Source organism: Bacteroides faecis, assembly GCF_020091505.1.
In the GTDB taxonomy this organism is placed as follows: Bacteria; Bacteroidota; Bacteroidia; order Bacteroidales; family Bacteroidaceae; genus Bacteroides; species Bacteroides faecis.
The window spans coordinates 847,783-864,489 of sequence record NZ_CP081916.1 but is presented as its reverse complement, the minus strand read 5'-3'; the positions used below and the strand labels follow the sequence as shown (position 1 = coordinate 864,489).

The 16,707-nt window shown below is 42.3% G+C and carries 11 protein-coding genes; 1 reads left to right on the top strand and 10 read right to left on the bottom strand.

Features of this window, described 5'->3' with window-relative positions:
* Positions 1-174: 174 nt before the first annotated feature.
* From K6V30_RS03905 to K6V30_RS03895, 3 genes are all read right to left on the bottom strand, one after another.
* Positions 175-1,575 carry a DUF4925 domain-containing protein gene (locus K6V30_RS03905; protein WP_010535810.1) on the bottom strand — a complete coding sequence of 467 codons (1,401 nt, stop codon included), beginning with the start codon at positions 1,573-1,575 and terminating at the stop codon, positions 175-177.
* 518 nt (positions 1,576-2,093) lie between these two features.
* Positions 2,094-3,011 carry an alkaline phosphatase family protein gene (locus K6V30_RS03900; protein ID WP_010535809.1) on the bottom strand — a complete coding sequence of 306 codons (918 nt, stop codon included), beginning with the start codon at positions 3,009-3,011 and terminating at the stop codon, positions 2,094-2,096.
* Between the two features lie 505 nt (positions 3,012-3,516).
* Complete coding sequence (locus tag K6V30_RS03895) at positions 3,517-4,758, bottom strand: DUF2264 domain-containing protein (protein ID WP_022301274.1); 1,242 nt, start codon at positions 4,756-4,758, stop codon at positions 3,517-3,519.
* A 223-nt stretch (positions 4,759-4,981) separates the two neighbouring features.
* Between K6V30_RS03895 and K6V30_RS03890 the strand changes: the two genes are divergently transcribed.
* Positions 4,982-6,550 (top strand): DUF4832 domain-containing protein, encoded by a 1,569-nt coding sequence (locus K6V30_RS03890; protein ID WP_022301273.1) that lies wholly within the window; start codon positions 4,982-4,984, stop codon positions 6,548-6,550.
* Positions 6,551-6,633: 83 nt separating this feature from the next.
* Here the strand turns inward: K6V30_RS03890 and K6V30_RS03885 are convergent, their stop codons facing one another.
* The 7 genes from K6V30_RS03885 to K6V30_RS03855 form a co-directional block, all read right to left on the bottom strand.
* Positions 6,634-7,617: a calcium/sodium antiporter gene (locus K6V30_RS03885; protein WP_010535806.1), complete on the bottom strand. Its 984-nt coding sequence runs from the start codon at positions 7,615-7,617 to the stop codon at positions 6,634-6,636.
* Between the two features lie 337 nt (positions 7,618-7,954).
* Positions 7,955-8,917, bottom strand: a complete 963-nt coding sequence (locus K6V30_RS03880; protein ID WP_224207258.1) for a glycoside hydrolase family protein — start codon at positions 8,915-8,917, stop codon at positions 7,955-7,957.
* Between the two features lie 16 nt (positions 8,918-8,933).
* Complete coding sequence (locus K6V30_RS03875) at positions 8,934-10,595, bottom strand: RagB/SusD family nutrient uptake outer membrane protein (RefSeq protein WP_055269248.1); 1,662 nt, start codon at positions 10,593-10,595, stop codon at positions 8,934-8,936.
* Positions 10,596-10,619: 24 nt separating this feature from the next.
* Positions 10,620-12,959 (bottom strand): SusC/RagA family TonB-linked outer membrane protein, encoded by a 2,340-nt coding sequence (locus K6V30_RS03870; protein WP_231946738.1) that lies wholly within the window; start codon positions 12,957-12,959, stop codon positions 10,620-10,622.
* Between the two features lie 141 nt (positions 12,960-13,100).
* Positions 13,101-14,912, bottom strand: coding sequence for a group II intron reverse transcriptase/maturase (gene ltrA, locus K6V30_RS03865; protein ID WP_055269246.1), 1,812 nt, complete (start codon positions 14,910-14,912; stop codon positions 13,101-13,103).
* Between the two features lie 236 nt (positions 14,913-15,148).
* Complete coding sequence (locus K6V30_RS03860) at positions 15,149-15,295, bottom strand: hypothetical protein (RefSeq protein WP_155520380.1); 147 nt, start codon at positions 15,293-15,295, stop codon at positions 15,149-15,151.
* Positions 15,296-15,428: 133 nt separating this feature from the next.
* Positions 15,429-16,478 carry a SusC/RagA family TonB-linked outer membrane protein gene (locus K6V30_RS03855; RefSeq protein ID WP_055269245.1) on the bottom strand — a complete coding sequence of 350 codons (1,050 nt, stop codon included), beginning with the start codon at positions 16,476-16,478 and terminating at the stop codon, positions 15,429-15,431.
* Positions 16,479-16,707 lie beyond the last annotated feature (229 nt).

Sequence of the window (16,707 nt, the reverse complement as noted above, 5' to 3'; positions counted from 1 at the left end):
GGTATAGGTACTGCACATTTATCTTCTTGATTGATGGCTCATACTTAATGTATCAGCAATCAATAAATGTAGTTTGAATTGGAGAGAATGCTTTGATTCTCTCCTTTCATTTCTTACTGCAATGAAAATAGATGTGATGTTATCTGAGGGTACCTTATGATCATAAACCTTACATTATTCTTTGACAAATTTTAATCCAAGTTTAACATAAGTACATTCGCCGGATCCAACTCCACTCTTCTCGTCATAGTTCTGATACTTTAAGGCGTTCGGAAGTGTCGACAGTAGCAGTGCTATATTTTCTTTATATGCTCCTAAGCTTTGGCTGTCAAGAAATTCGTTAATAACGGTCTTTGCCGCCGGGTCATTTGCCAGTTCTACTAATTTGGCTAGAATGTCTCTCAATGCAACTCCGTCTATGTTAAGTATTAATTTGTCACCATTAAGTTCATAATCACAAGGGATACCTTTTTCGAGCATCGGAACCAATAATTTAACCAGTTGTTTGGCTATTTCTTTTGTATTTCCATAGTCTATTTCAGCACGGGTCCCGCGTGAGACGGGGGTTATAAATCCTTGGATAATATCAATGAGTAAACCCGAGTTGAGTTCAAGGTGTATTTTTTCATCCGGTTTTTCGGGATCGTAGTAGTAACGCATTGCATTGTGAGGCATGCCGTCTGAGCTGCTCCATTGTGGATGTTCAAGATCACCGCTATATGAATAAATAGCATACATACCGCCATTGGGTTTAGCTGTCACACTCTTCAGTAGGTTTGATATCCATTTTTGAACAGGCAAGTTGATGGGAAGATAATCTGCCATTATGGGATCACCTAATATAACAATAAGATATGTAAATATTCCGTTAGGTTGTTGCTTTAAATTGTCTACTCCTTCAATATAGCCGGGATCAATTGCTACTTGAGAGTCCCAGTTAATCCACAATGGAGAAGTTGTTACGCAATTTATTCCCTCCATCATCGCATTGGTGTTAACCGGTGCAAGATTCCATGTGCCTGCCAGTTTTTGATTTGTCAGTTCGTAATTTATATCGACAGTCAGCTTTTCGTCTTCAATTTTCCCTTCATAGTCCATAGTATATGTTGGCTGGATATAGCTACCTTTGAACATATAATTCATTCCATTTCTGAATAGAGGAACATTCGTAATGGTGATTTCCTTTTCTCCCGGAACCGGGCTATTGCCTGTATATTTAAGACCCAGACCTTGAATCAGGTTAGCACCGGGAATCAAGCCGATTATACTTTCCAAATCAGTTTCTGCGGCAGCAAAGGTGATAGTAGCTGATTCATTTGTTTCATCCACTGCCATAACCACTTTTTTTCCTTCAAGGGGTTCTCCGTTGCAAGTCATAATTAACTCATAATCTCCTTCTATACTATAATCACCATTTAGATCAGGGAGTTCATCACCTTCTTCGTCAGTTCCATTGTTTTCTGTAAACTTCTGCTCAAGATATTCGTCATCGACACCATTGACACAAGAAGTAAATGTACTTGTGTAGCACAATAGACACGCTACTCCAATAAGATAAGATAGTTTGTTTTTCATTGCATGTTATTTTTGTTATTTAATATGTGGCAAAGTTACTTGGCTTTACTCCGTCAGACAAGTAGTATTTTATCATTTACTAATACAATTCTATCGTTTTGTATTTCAAGCTGATTCTGCGAAAGGACAAATGTGCTATCAGTTTTTTTGATGCTGTTTGAATTCGCTGGATTGCCTGTGAAGGATGCTGATAGAGTATATTGGGGGGAAGGCAAATTTTCGGGGTATAATATTCATTTGTCGCTATACATTATATGATGAAAGTTATATTTTGTTTTGTTATCGAGGGCAAAGGTATAAGGATATGTATTTTGATGCAAGTATTATGCTGTAATTAACAGCTATAAAAGAAGGAGTTTTATTACTTATAAGTAATAAAACTGTTATGATTCCCCATTTTATTACTTATAGGAAATAATTTTTGTAGCCTATATAATGATAGTGCCAAGAGTTAAATTGAAAAAGGAGAAACTCGTTATTTCTAGTCTCTTCTTCTTCCTATTAATCATCTTGAATGATTATTTGAAAACAATCTCCATGGGTCTACCTATCCAAACTTGTGGTTGTTCTAAATTAAAGATGCGGGCAATTGTGGAAGCCACATCGTATTGCATCATACTTACATCGTCGAATCGGAGGCCTTTTTTAATATTCTTACCGGATATAATGAAAGCGGTTTCCATCTCTTGCATTGTTTTGCCTCCGTGTCCTTTATCAATGCCTCCGTGGTCGGAAGTTAATATAAAAATAGTATCATCCAGCATTCCTGCATCTTTGACTGCCTGAACGATCTGTCCGACATAACTATCCAGTTCTTTAAGTTTCTCATAATATGCCGGAGTATCATGTCCTTCTGTATGTCCCGTATGGTCGGGACCGTCGAAACAGATGGCTACCAATGCCGGATGTTTTTCCTTTATGTAAGAAGAGGACATATTACCTAATTCTTTGGGTGTTTTATTGCAGTCGGCCACATGGTAGTGGTAATTTAGAGAGAGTGTATCTACCAGATATTTAATACCTTCCCATTCGTACAGACAGCCGATTTCTGCTTCCGGTCGAGCATCGCGCAGCAACTGGAAAACAGTCGGGAAGATACCGTTCTTGTTTAATACGCGTGATGGAAGTTCCGGAGTTTTAGATCCCCATTCGGTATATCCGTGTAGTTCCGGTCCGGCTCCCATAAACATGGATGCCCAGTTGATGGCACTGGAAGAGGGGAGGGCGGAACGCTTTTTCAACGTATAAGAACCGTCTTCCATCAGTTTCTTCACATTGGGCATATCTGCCTTAGGAAGGCTGTAGGCTCCCCAGCCGTCTAAACCGATGAAGACAACGTGTTTGGCTTTATCTTTTCCTTTGGCATTGCAGGAGAAGGTGAAACTGAAGAGAAGGGCGAATGTAGCAAGTAGGGTTAAAAAGGTTTGTTTATTCATGATATTGTTATTTATATGGTTAATGTTTTATTCATTATTTAATGGGGAGGACCCTAACTAATGATAGGCAAAGGTAGGACTATTTTAGGGGGAAGACAAATATAATATTAGCAGATACTAATACTTTTTATACTATTTCTTTGGATGCTCTATATTTTGATTTTGCTTTTCGATATCCTGATTGTAAATTTATGCGCATACGTTTTTTGTATGTAATATTAACTGTCAACATAGTTTTCTTCTCCAAAGATGAATAGACTCTCTTTTTGTTAGAGATAATATCTTTACAGTTTTAGAATAAACGGTCACAATGTTTTTAATAAATAGTTGAAGGGTTTATTATAAACGGTCTCCAAGTTTATTAGACACTATTTTGGAAGAATTTTCGGATTATTGGGGAATTATATAAACAAAATGGGGGTGTGCCAGCATTTTGACACAACTCCATGAATAATAGTTTTCAGTACGAATGGAAACTATAGTATAATATTGATTATCAATTGTTTCAATGATAAGAGTGGTCTTTCGGGAAATCTTCTCCCTCCCATGCTTTTTTCGACGTCCAAGGCAGTGGAGCATCTGTCCAGAATGGAGCATCGGCAGGGAGACCTAACGGCAGGAAGGCGAGAGATGCCATATATAGGCTGCCATTGTTGGTATAATAGTCAGATATATCAGGCTGAGAACCATTGAATCCTAATGTAAGGAAGCCTTTTTCATTGAAATTATGATTGTCTCCAAACATACGTTTGATGACTGCCGTCATAGCAGAACGTACTTGACCGTTTGGTAATTCTTTGGGTAGCCAATGGCGCCAGGCGAGCAGGGCCAAGGTCTGTAAGGAGCCTGTGCGGTAAGTGATAGACCGTCCGACGACAGGTAGTGTACCTTCCGGAGAGATGAGGCGTTCGAGAATGATTCCGAATCGTTGCGCGCGTTTGATCGCTTCATGATAGTTACAGCCGGGCATATTTCCAATCTTTTTATGTTTGCCGGCTTCGGTAATGATCTCCAGTGTTTCTATATACATAGGATGTATGACAAAACTGTTGTAATAGTCGAAAGCGAAATTAGGACCGTCCGAGTACCAGCCGTCTCCTATATACCATTCTTCTATTTTACGCAGAGAAGAACTGATGCGATAGGTATCGCTGGATGCACCTGCTTTCCGGAGAAATGATTCGACAGTGGCGCTGAACAACAGCCAGTTGCTATAAGAAGGGTCTACTCTCCTGAGATCAGTAAATTCAGCGATATATCGTTGTTTGGTGATGCTGTCTAATGGCATCCATAAAGCGTCATAGTTTCTTAAGAAACTCTCTGCAATAAAAGCGGCGTCTACCAATGTCTGATTCTCCTGACGCCATAGCAAATAATCGTTGGAATCCGGATCTACGGCATTGGCATAGCTTTTCAATGCCCATTCACGAAGTTGCCTGCGTCGGACTCCTTCCGGTGTGTCGTCATCCGGCAGTGACAGCCAGGGTGCCAGCCCTGCCATTAAACGTCCGATGCATTCCATGTAGGTGACGTTCTTATTGCGTCCGTCCCATGTCGGACTTAATTCAACCAGCATATTCTGTTTTAGAAGCCCTTCGCTCATATTACTCAATACAGGGGCTGCCATTCGGTACATTATATCACACCAGATTTCTCTGTCACTCTTTTCCGCTTTCTTTTTGGCACTGATACTTTTTATCGGAATCAGCAGAATAATGAATAGTAATAACCAATTGAGATTTTTCATGTATTGCCTTATTTTTAAGATTAATCTTACGATCATGAACTGTCATAACGAATGATACGGCAAAGGTAGGATTATTCCGATAGTGGGACAAATACAATTTTAGCATTCACTAATACTTTTGCGTTATTTATCAGATACTGATACTTTCTTGTGCAAAATGACTGTAGGGTGATGCTTGTCTCCGGATTTGTTATACATTTGTCCGGTAAACAAAAATAAGACTATGAAAAGGAATTGGATATGTAGCAGTATGGTTGTTGCCATGTTTGCTTTGTTGGCGGGCGGGTGCGGTAATTCACAGCGGACTCTGGAGTTTCGTGGAATTTGTGTAGATGATGCGCAGGGAGAACATGGATTGTACAATCCCGGAAGAGGATTCCGGCTGGAAACAGCCGTGGATGTACTGCACGAAAAAGATAGCCCTACCAAAGAACTGGATGAATTGTCCGCTAAATATATCTCCGATAGTGTGTCACTGGCACAGAGTTACTTTTATCTTACCTATTTAATAGGCGAGAAGCTATCTGAAGAAAACTTCCGGACCATGCAGGCTTATTTTGATGAACTGCAAAATCAAGGGAAAAAGGCTGTACTGCGTTTTGCCTATGAACGGGACTTTATGGGGAGATCACCCATCGGTCCTACCGGCGAACAGATACTGGATCATCTGGACCAGTTGAAACCTTTTCTGGAGAAAAATAGAGATCTGATTTTAGTGGTGCAAGCCGGAATGATCGGTGCATGGGGAGAATGGCATAGTTCAGTTCAAGGATTGGAAAACTCGGAAGAAACAAAGGCTGCCGTATTGGAGAAACTGCTTTCTGTAGTACCTGCGGAGAGAAATGTACAAGTAAGACTTCCTGAATTCAAGAATCTGTTAAAGGATAAACCGGAGCTTTATAAGAGACTTTCTTTCCATGATGATTTTATTGTCATACGTCCTGACAGATGGGATGCCGACATGCACGAAGGAACTCCCAAGTTTGATCAGATAGTGGCGGAATCTCCTTATTTAGTGGTTGACGGTGAACTGCCCTGGGGATTTTGGAGTGTAGGAGCCGATCCGGACAGTCCTTCTGCCGGATGGATTATTGACGGTGTGCAGGCGGCAAGACGGTTGTTCCTCCAGCACTATACTTCCTTGAGCGTTATACATAACTATAAAGAACAGCATCCCAACAATCGGTTTGACGAAAATAACCCGCCCGAATACTCTATGGTAGTCTGGAAAAAAACGATGATAACGGAAGACTCTCTTCTCCAGCATCATATGCCTGTGTCCGACAGCTATTTCCGGAAGAAAGACGGAACGAAGGTAAAGCGTAATGTGTTTGATTACATACGAGATCATCTGGGTTATCGGATTGAACTGCAGTCACTTCAGCTTCCCTCAAAATTCGTGGGTGGAGAAGAGAACATGCTGAAGTTAAGTTTGAAGAACAGAGGCTTTGCCACTGTATTTGGTGAGCATCCTGTTTATTTCGTGCTGATAGATAAGGAAGGAGAAGTTACGGAATTTCCAACGGATGCCAATCCTTTGAACTGGCAACCGTTTGAACCGAATGATTCGACCTATACCTCATTGATGCACACGGTAAATTTATCTCTTAAACTCCCGGCTTCGATTCCTGCCGGAACTTATCAGTTAGGGTTATGGATACCGGACGGATCGGACAGGCTCAGATATAATCCTCGTTATGCTATCCATTGCGCTAATGGAGATACGGACTGGTGGATTTCCAGAGATGGAAAGTATGGCGTGAATGTTTTGACTATAGCTGAGGTGGAATAGATTCTTCTTTTTGGATCTAAATATGAAAGGCTTCCGGACATAATTGCCGGAAGCCTTTTGTTTTTTTAATGTGGTTTGCCGGATTACGTATTGTAAATCAGTACCATCGTATATGCCACATAGCAAAGTATCATAATACCTCCTTCTATACGTGTAATCGTTCGCTTGGCAAAGAACAGTCCGAACAGCCAGAGCAGAATGCTGGAACCTACCAGTGTGAACAAATCGAAGTTGGTAATTCCGCTGAGGTGAAGGGGAGTGATGCTGGCACTGCATCCTAATACAAAGAAAATATTGAAAAGATTGCTGCCGATTACGTTTCCGATAGCTATTTCCGGGTTCTTTTTCAGGGCGGCTACAATAGAAGTGGCAAGTTCCGGCAGAGAAGTTCCTCCGGCTACCAGTGTCAGTCCGATGATAGATTCGCTGACGCCCATACTGCGGGCAATGCCCGTAGCTCCGTTAACGAACAGTTGGCCTCCATAGATCAGGGCTGCCAATCCGCCAATGATATAGAGGATTGATTTCCACCACGAAAGCAATTTGATTTCTTCTTCCTGGACTGCCGCATGTTCTGCCGGTTCCGGTGTAGCGGAAGACTTGGGAAAAGCGATGGCAAATGTATATCCCATGAAGATAGCGAAAAAGCAGAGTAAAAGCAAACCGTCTACTCTGTTCAATATATTTTCTGTGGCATTATCCAGAAATATATCATTGGCACATATCAGCAATACGACAGACGAAAGGATACAGAGTGGAATCTCTTTTCGTAAAGTATTCCGGGTGATGACAATCGGAGCAAAGAGTGCCGTGCATCCTACAATCATCAATGTATTGAATATGTTGCTGCCTACTACATTGCCGATGGCGATATCTGCGCTTCCTTTCAGAGCAGATGCGACACTCACCGTCAGTTCCGGGGCGGAAGTACCGAAAGCAACAATCGTGAGTCCGATTACGATAGAAGGTATGCGGAAACGTTTGGCTACGGAAGCAGCACCATCTGTCAGTCCGTTAGCTCCTAGTAAAATGAGAATCAATCCTCCGATAAGTAACAGTATATTCATAATCTATATTATTTTCGGCACAGTCATCCTCTGCCGGGTATTCGGTGCAAAGATATATTTTTCTTCTTACTCTTTGAATAGGATAGATTGAACTTTACCGGAGGAACCGTATTTTTAGCTGTGTTTTTTATTTGCCCCCAAAAGAGGAGGGGACGGGCAAATAATTGATTAAGGAAGTTGCATTCTTTTTATTCAGGCAAATGAATCCGGATCATTATCCGGATTGATGCTCCAGCGGTTCTTCGCCTGTATGTCAGAGAGGTTCAGGCAGAAAAAACATAAGAGAACGATATACAAATTCTTTTTCATAAACATCATCTATATAATTGATCTTTTCTTAGTGTTTGAAACCGGACAGTATTTTTTTATACTCTTTCTCACTGATGCGGACCATTGCTCCGTGGCGTGAATCCGGAATAGTCAGATCCGTACAGTCCCATTTTTCGGCATCCATACTGCCTGCCTGGAAACGGACATACTCATGCGGATACTTCTCAGAGAAGATCATCCACCCGTCATTGTCCGGTTTGGGCATCAGGATAGGAGCTTCATAGTAAGTATAAGGAGTAGTCACCGGCTGGCCGGGATCAGTATATGGACCGGTTAAATTCCGGGAATGGGAGATTCTGACAGTTTTGCCTGTCGGCACTCCGTCTTCAGGCCATCTTTCATCTTTAATAACGGCATAATAACTGCCATTGATTTTTCGGATGATGGCATCAATCGTAGCCATTTCCCGGTCTGCCTCATTTTGGAAGTCAAACAAACGTTCAGGTGTTGTGAAATACTCAAAATCCTTGGTCAATATATAAAAAGTTCTCATGGTTTTCCACTCTTCGTTGCCGGTGGCTCCTGCCTTGCAGGCATGCCAGGTAATCAGATATTGATCTGAATCCTTATCATAAAAAAGTTTGGGAGCGCCAAACCAGACACGTTCTGTAAAGTAGCCTTCGATATGGATAAATGGTTCGGCAGATAACTCTTTTTCCTGTTTCCATTTTACTAAATCTTTGGAAGTCCAAAGGATGGGATTCTGTGTCTTTTCAGATACGCCGATCATATAGTAGCGTCCATCCCTGCCTTTCATGATGTCGGGATGCCCCCTGTATTCCGGAACCACCCGTTCGTTGCTATTCAACTTAGTCCAGTTTTTAGCATCCCTGCTGATATAGTAATATAGGCGTCCATAGTCTTCATGCTTCATATGTGCGAAAAGATACCCTCCGTTTCCGGCTTTAAGGTAAGAGCTGGTTAGTGCAAAACACACAAATAAGAGTTTCAAAAGTAAATGTTTTCTCATGATAATAAAAAGTTGATTAGTTAGTAGCTTTCGATAAATCTTCACTCCATCCGGGACGTGAATAGGTTTGCTGTAAGTTTTTTCCATATGATTTTGCCTGTTCTACAAAATAGTTAGGCAGCGGTACATACTGGTGTGTAGGTAATACGCCCTTTGTTTTGCGGCATAGCTGGGCATACTTGTTGAACCGGATCAGATCGATTTTCCTCTGTCCCTCATACAGAAACTCTTTCGCTCTTTCTTCCAGAATTGCATCGAGAAATGTTTCTTTGGAGTTTGTCTGTTGTGTGGACAGGTTGTTCAGTCCTGCTCTGTTTCTTACTTCATTGACTGCACTGACAGCCTCTGCAGAAGGTGCTGCATTGGATTTACGCACTTCCGCTTCCGCCATCATTAATAATACGTCTGCCCAACGGGCCAGCGGGAAATCGTTTCCCTGAAAGACTGTGTTTGTCTCTATCGGGAATTTATTGATAATGTATCCATCCCATCTGATTCCCAGATCTTCTTTGGTTCTTTTGGTAGTCACTTCTCCTGTTCCGTTGTCTACCCAATACTCATTTAAAATGACGGCTCTTCGTTTGTCTTTGGAGTCGTAACTGTCATACAACTTGGGAGATACATTGTAGAATTGTGCCCATCCTTTTCCCTGATAATAGAATGGAGTAGGATTGCCGTTTATATCTACTTTGGAGGCGTCATTGGGAGTCGTAAGCATGGATAACGGGAAAAAGTTTCCGCTATTGTCTCCTCCGTCAGCGGACGGATCGCAGCTTAAAGCCATGATAATCTCACAATTAAAGTCATTTTTGGCTTTGTACATGTCCACATACGGATTATCCCCTTCTTTAAAGAGTTTGTAGCGATGAGTTGCTTCCAGTTCCTGATACATTTCTAAGGCTTTCTGATAGTACTGCGGCATGTGCTCCCCTTCGTTGAGGCAGTGTTTCATCATACAGAATCTGGCATAATCTGAAGTGTAACGTCCTCTTTCTTCCACTGTTTCCGGAAGATTTTCTATTGCGAATTCAAAATCGCTGTAGATCCATGAAGTCATCTCTTCCAAAGAGGGCCTGACCAGATTATTTAAGACTTCATCGTTTGTAACATCCTCTCCTCTGGTGACGGCGGGCAGCGGACCGTAAATATGCATCAGATAATAAATCATCAGCCCCCTGCATAAATGCACTTCGCCCAACAGCTGTTTTTTACTGATGGTGTGGAAAATGTTTTCATCAGCTTTCTCCAGTGTGGAGATGATTTCGGTGAATCTTGTGATTTGGGCCAGTTTGGGTATGTGGTTGATGTTATCTTCACTTACCCAGGAGCGCTCATAGTAAATGCAGTTGTTGAAATTGGCTTGCGAGAACTTCAGCCATTCTCCCCATCCTGTGCCCCAGACAGCCACATTGTCCGAGGGAGATTCAAACATTCTGAGAATGCCGCCTTCCGGTATATAGAAACCATGCTGTCTCAACTCAGTACCGATGTAATAGGTCCATGTCGTAGTGAACGGTATATAGCATGCTAGGGCATAGTCTTTATATTCCGTTTCTGTGGAAGGAAAGTTGTCGGGGTTCAAAGTACCGAATATTTTGGGATCGAAGTTATCTTCACAACTACTTAATACGAGCAGGCTTGTTGCAATAAACAGTCTTATCAATCTTATCTTTTTCATTTCTGCAGATTTTCTTAGGTTCATTTAAAAAGTAATATTAACTCCGAGAGAGAAAGTGCGGGTTTGAGGATATTCACCTCTGGAACCTCCACTAGCTCCGCCGCCTCCGGTATATATTTCCGGATCAAATCCTTGAAATTTAGTCAGTATGAAAGGATTCTGGGCATCTACATATACCTTAATGTTTCGTACATATCTTTGTAGAGAGCCGAGTATGTTCCCAGCCAAATTATAAGCCAGTGTGATATTTCTCATTCTCATGAATGAGGCATTTTCCCTGTCTGCATTTACCCAGGCATTACCCGGTAATGCCCCCATTTTTCCAATGGCCAGACCGGGCCGGCTTCCATTGGGATTTGTTTGCGAGTTCCAGAGACGGTATGCAAACTTATTTGAATTCTCCGGATAGTCAACTGCCAATGGACCGGCCTGTGCTGCGCTGTAGGCAATATTATATTTCTGTATGCCGAACTGCCCGTACATGAAGAAACTAAATTCAAATCTTTTGTAAGTAAAAGTGTTTCCGATACCGACATAAATGGCAGGAGAGTTATCTTTCATGTAGACATCGTTCTCATCGATTTTGCCGTCTTTGTTTTTGTCTTCAATAATCGGACATCCGGGCAATTGGGCTTCTGCCTGCAATGTCTTTTGTGATTCCGGCATATTGGACCGGTCGGTGTTGATGATTCCGGTGACGTTGTAATAATAATAGGCACTCATCGGCTCATTTTCTCTTTGCTGGTAAATCTGGTAGTCGTAGTTGGGCAGTCTTTCTTTCCAGAACGAATTTGTTTTTGAGAAGGTAAGCGAGGTGTCCCATGTGAATTCTCCGACTAGATTCTTGGTATCCACCATCAGTTCCCAGCCTCTTCTGTAGTAGTGTCCGCCGTTGATCGGTCTGGTTTCGTAGATTGCCAGAGGTGAAGTGGAAGCATATCCCAATAAGCGGGTGATGTCATTCCTGAAGAAATCGAAGCTGCCGGAAATACGGTCGCTTAGCAAATAGAAATCCAGGCCGATATTTTTCATGGTTGTTTTTTGCCAGCTTACATCCGGATAATTGGCTCCCATCGATACATAGGGAATGTTGATAATGCCGTTATCGCTGAAATTGACTTTGAAATTGTTAGGTGCATACGATCCGTAAAGAGAACTGCCCAAGTTGTCCTGCCCTGTCTTTCCCCAGCTTGCTCTGAGCTTTAGCAGGTTGATCCATGAAATGTTTTTCAGGAAATTTTCATTTGAAATCTTCCAGGCACCCGATACGGATGGAAACAAGGCGTACTTGTTTCCCGGGAAAAACTTGTCTGTTCCGTCCCGTCGCAGAGTGGCAGTAAGCACATACTTGTCCAGTATGTCAAAACTTGCTTTAAAAAACTGCGATCTCTTCTCATTTTTTCCAGTGTGCGATGTCGGATAAAACTTTCCTTTTGCCGAACTGATATCATGCTCGTTGATGGCATCGTGCACATCTTCATAGGAGATGCCGTATCCTTCGTAACTTTCCAGATACTTGCCGATACCTGCCAAGGCATCTACCTGTACGGTATTGAACATATACTTAGAGAACGTCAGCATGGCTTCCAGTGTTTGTGTCAGCCGTCTTTCAGATTGTATGTTTCCTCTTGATTTGTACATTCTGGAGAAGTAAACATCTGAAGGTATAAAAATGGAACGTCTCATGTTTTCCTGATTCATCCCATATATCCCTTTGATTGAAAGAATGTCCTTGTACAGTTTCAGATTGGCGGTGAAGTTCAGGTTGTATCCGTTTTCTTTCGTTTTGTCGGCGATGTCTTCCATTGCTTTGGGATTAGGGATGCTTCGGAAGATCGTATAACTGCCGTCATCTTGCGTCAGGGGCAGATAAGGGGGATATAAGAGTGCTGAAGTCAGTGCACTTCCCGCTACATCTCCCCGGTTGCCAGTATCGGTACCTACCATACAATTGCTGTAGATGTTTTGATTGGCATTGAAAGCGGAAGTGAGGTTCAGAAAAGGGAAGAGTTCGACACCGATATTTCCGCGAAATGTATATTTGGTCATACCGGAATTAAGTACGGTTCCTTCCTGGTCCAGGTAGCTGCCTCCCAGATAATACCGGACTTTTGATGTGCCTCCGCTGATTGTCAGATTATGCTTGGTGATGTATCCGCTTTTCAGCACATAGTCTTTCCAGTTTGTGTTGCGCGGGTTCAGACGGTCTGTTTCAGAGAATAGCGGACTCCATTTTCCGTCATATTCATCAGGACCATAAGGATACTGTTTCTTATTATACAAGTAATTCTCTTTGTTGAATACATTGGCGAGTTCCATGTATTCCTGTGAGGTGAGTGCGTCCAGATACGGATAGTTTCTCACAAAAGAGTAACTGCCCTCATAGCTGATAGTAGGCTCGGTTTGCGGCGCCTTACTGCCTTTCGGCAGCAGGTTTCCGCAGACCTGCCTCCGAACCGTACGTACATGTTCCCATGTATACGGCTCTCCATTAATAACATTAATCTATTTGCCATAACTATGAATCGTATGAAAGCAATTTTCGCACACTGCAAGCGTCTTGCGGTTCCTCTCAATCATCAGTTTATGCCATTTTGTGTCTGGCCTTAGAAATCTGAGATTTCTCACTTGGTACATGACCAAATCTGAGTTCATGCCGCATAATTCGCATTTGCCCAGTTTCAGTCTGTCGACCAAAGTTGGAAGGGGCGTATATATACGGTGGTTGAGTTCATCAACATTCGCAAATCTATTCGCTTCCGCCTTACGTTTGTAGCCGCCATTGTAAAGGACAATACACTTTTCATTCCCCTTCTTGTCCTTATACTTGACTACAAAGTCGCCACCTCTGCGATAGCGTTTGTTAATCTTTCGTATGGAACTGCGGTGCTTGGCCGCAAGGGTCTTGAAAAAGCTGAATGTCATGACATAGCCGAACGAGCCCACTACTTGCGACACATTGTGTGCGAATGCATAGTAATTGTAGAGACCTCTTATCTCGGAGTTGACTTGGGCAATGATTTCCTCTTCGGGTCTGCTTATCAGATTGTTCCTTCGTATCGGCCACCATACTTCTCTGCCATCTAAAGTCTTGAATTCAACTGCTTTGTAGGCTTTGAGTTTGGTCTTTATGGCTTCTACGGGGACTTTCAAGACAACCGCACCCGCGTGGATTCTTGCCTTGTCTCCGTTTCCATTTCGTTTGAGTAAGTCTGATTTCTGTACATGTATGTCATATCCGAGAAAGTGGGCGCTCTCTTCGGAGTGTGTGATTAGTGTCTTTTCCTGGGACATTTCCAAGTGAAGGATTTCCTTCATGAATTTGGATATGTCCTCTTTGATTTTGACACATTCGTCTTTTGTGCCGATTACTCCGATGAGAAAGTCGTCTGCATATCTCACATATTTCAATCTTTTGTACTTTTCATCCATACTCATTCCGAATGGGATGGTCACCATGATTGCTCGTGTGGCTTTGAGTTCTCGAAGAAGTGATTGCCTCTCCGTATCACTCTGTGCGACTTTGAGTTTACGTTGAATTGCGGACATCCGATTTCGGTATACATTGTATTCTGGGTTTGTCCGTCTTTTAACACCTTTGTCGAACTCTTGGGAATATTGTTTCATATACTTGTCGAATTTGTCAAGATAGATGTTTGCCAGTATTGGGCTGATGATACCTCCTTGCGGTGTTCCCGAGAAGGTTTTATTATAAGTCCAATCCTCCATGTATCCAGCCTTGAGGAATTTTCTTATCATTCTTAGGAATCGTTCATCTGATATGCGTTCCTTTAGGATTGCAATCAGAGTCTCATGGTCTATGTTATCGAAAAAGCCTTTGATGTCTCCTTCTATGAACCACTTCGCTCCTTTGAAGTTGACTTGAATATCCTTAAGTGCAGTGTGACAACTCTTATGAGGTCTGAAGCCATGAGAAGTGTTTTGGAAAGCGCCTTCGTATATGGCTTCAAGAATCATTCTCGTTCCCTCTTGCACCAACTTGTCTTCAACCGAAGGAATACCTAAAGGTCGCTTGCCTCCATTCTTCTTGGGTATGTAGACACGTCGTGCCGGATGTGGTTTGTAAGCCTCGCTCTTGAGACTTTCTATTAGGCTTTCTATTCTTTGAAGACTCATGCCGTCAATGGTCTTGCCATCGGTTCCGGCTGTCATGTTGCCTTGTTTCGCATAAATACGTTGATAGGCAACAAAGAGCATCTCTTCATTGAATAGTAGACGGTATAGCCTTTCGTACTTGTAGTCCGAAAGCTTGCTATGTGCCGCTAGATTATTTAATACTAGCTCGGGATTTCTCATAATGTCTCTCACATTTTCCTTTGTTTGTATTAAAGTTATTAACTGCCTCCCTTCCCCATGTACAAGTCGTTATCTTGCTCAGAGTACTACGGAGGCTCCGTTGCCATATTAGATTTTCAGAGTCTGAAACTCATAGCCTTTTAAAGGGCATTCTAACGTAGGCAATCCCCATTTAGATGCATGTTAACTATTTGGCTCGATAGATTGTCGGATATGACTTACGTCCTTTTATTCGCTCATTGCGATTGTGCCGAGATATGTTCCTGCTCTTCCTCTTCCAGTGTAAGGTCGAGTATCTCGGAGTGACGTTTATAACTGCTTTCCGTCACCACCAAGGCCTGGGTCACTGAACTATCATTCAACCAATCAGGCTTTATCCTCATATCTATCCTTCTTCCTTGCAGACCTAATACAACATAGCAGTTAGTTGCTTATCCGCATTACCGACATGCTACATTCCCCATACGAGTTTCCTCTCAAGGTAAGTCGGTTGGAAGTAGACCGTTGGAACCTAGTCTAATCTCTTGCCAAAGAGATATTTAACATGCAGCCATTATGGGCGCACCTGGGAGCGCCTTCTTTCCCTTTCTTGGTGGTGATTAAGATAACTCCGTTGGCTGCGCCGATACCATAAATGGCTGCTGAAGCATCTTTCAGTATTTCTACGGACTCGATATCAGAAGGATTCAGTCCGGCAAGTCCGCCACGGTTTACATTGCTCGGCAGCCCTGTTTCTCCACCATTTGTGCTGATGGCTTCGCTTGGCATTACGATGCCGTCCACTACATAGATCGGATTCTCTCCTCCACGGATGGATATATTCACTTTACCGTCCGGTTGGGTGCTATTGACAATTGCCTGTAAGCCGGCGGCACGACCCATTAATAACTGGTTGATATTGCTTGCTGCCGCTTGTGGAATCTTTTCCGGCTTCACCTGGGCAATGGCAGTCGTGAGGTTTTTTTTGGATACCGCTCCATATCCTACTACCACTACTTCGTCGATCACTTTCGTGTCTTCAGACATCCATACTTCCAGCAGGCTGTTCGCCTTTACCGGAACAAGCTGTGTGACATAGCCCATATAAGAAACGCAAAGTCTCGAATACTCCGGAGCTTCAATCTCGAAACGACCGTCAATATCACTGATAGAACCGGTTTTCTCCCCTTCTACCGTAATGCTTGCTCCGATAATCGGTTCACGGGTTTTACTGTCCATGACGATGCCTTTAGATTTAGCCGGCGTTTTCTTCGTTTCCTTCTTTCCGGCATTCAAGATGATTTGCTTTCCTTTGATATGATACTGGATATCTGTACCCTTCAGAAGAATATTTAATACTGCTTCTATCGGTTGGTTCTTTACATGGATCGTACGTTTCTGTTTTACGTCGATAACTTGTGTGCTATACTGAAAAGAATAGTTTGTTTTCTTTTCTATTTTATTCAGGATCTCATTCAGAGGAGTATCAGACATGCTGAGTGTCAATGTACTGTTCTGTGCTGACATGAGATTGGGAGATAAAATAGCTATCAGAAAAATTAATAATAAGAATTTAATTCTCTTCATAATCAGAATTGTTTTTTAGTATTGATACAGGAATGCACTTAAGTGATTTGCATATAAGACTGCTCAAAAAGAAAATACCACATGGAAAAATGAAAAAAAACAGCTGGCAGAGAAAATAAAGAGAATGAGGTTGTGTCAAAATGCTGGCACAACTTTTTTTTATGCGCAAAGCCCAGACTTTCCCAAGCCCGGGCTTTGTTATTACCTAATTTTTTTGTAACTTTAGGCA

Coding starts and splice junctions, on each gene's coding strand:
- K6V30_RS03905 (WP_010535810.1), bottom strand. CDS start 1,575: ATGAAAAACAAACTATCTTATCTTATTGGAGTAGCGTGTCTATTGTGC.
- K6V30_RS03900 (WP_010535809.1), bottom strand. CDS start 3,011: ATGAATAAACAAACCTTTTTAACCCTACTTGCTACATTCGCCCTTCTC.
- K6V30_RS03895 (WP_022301274.1), bottom strand. CDS start 4,758: ATGAAAAATCTCAATTGGTTATTACTATTCATTATTCTGCTGATTCCG.
- K6V30_RS03890 (WP_022301273.1), top strand. CDS start 4,982: ATGAAAAGGAATTGGATATGTAGCAGTATGGTTGTTGCCATGTTTGCT.
- K6V30_RS03885 (WP_010535806.1), bottom strand. CDS start 7,617: ATGAATATACTGTTACTTATCGGAGGATTGATTCTCATTTTACTAGGA.
- K6V30_RS03880 (WP_224207258.1), bottom strand. CDS start 8,917: ATGAGAAAACATTTACTTTTGAAACTCTTATTTGTGTGTTTTGCACTA.
- K6V30_RS03875 (WP_055269248.1), bottom strand. CDS start 10,595: ATGAAAAAGATAAGATTGATAAGACTGTTTATTGCAACAAGCCTGCTC.
- ltrA (WP_055269246.1), bottom strand. CDS start 14,912: ATGAGAAATCCCGAGCTAGTATTAAATAATCTAGCGGCACATAGCAAG.
- K6V30_RS03860 (WP_155520380.1), bottom strand. CDS start 15,295: ATGAGGATAAAGCCTGATTGGTTGAATGATAGTTCAGTGACCCAGGCC.
- K6V30_RS03855 (WP_055269245.1), bottom strand. CDS start 16,478: ATGAAGAGAATTAAATTCTTATTATTAATTTTTCTGATAGCTATTTTA.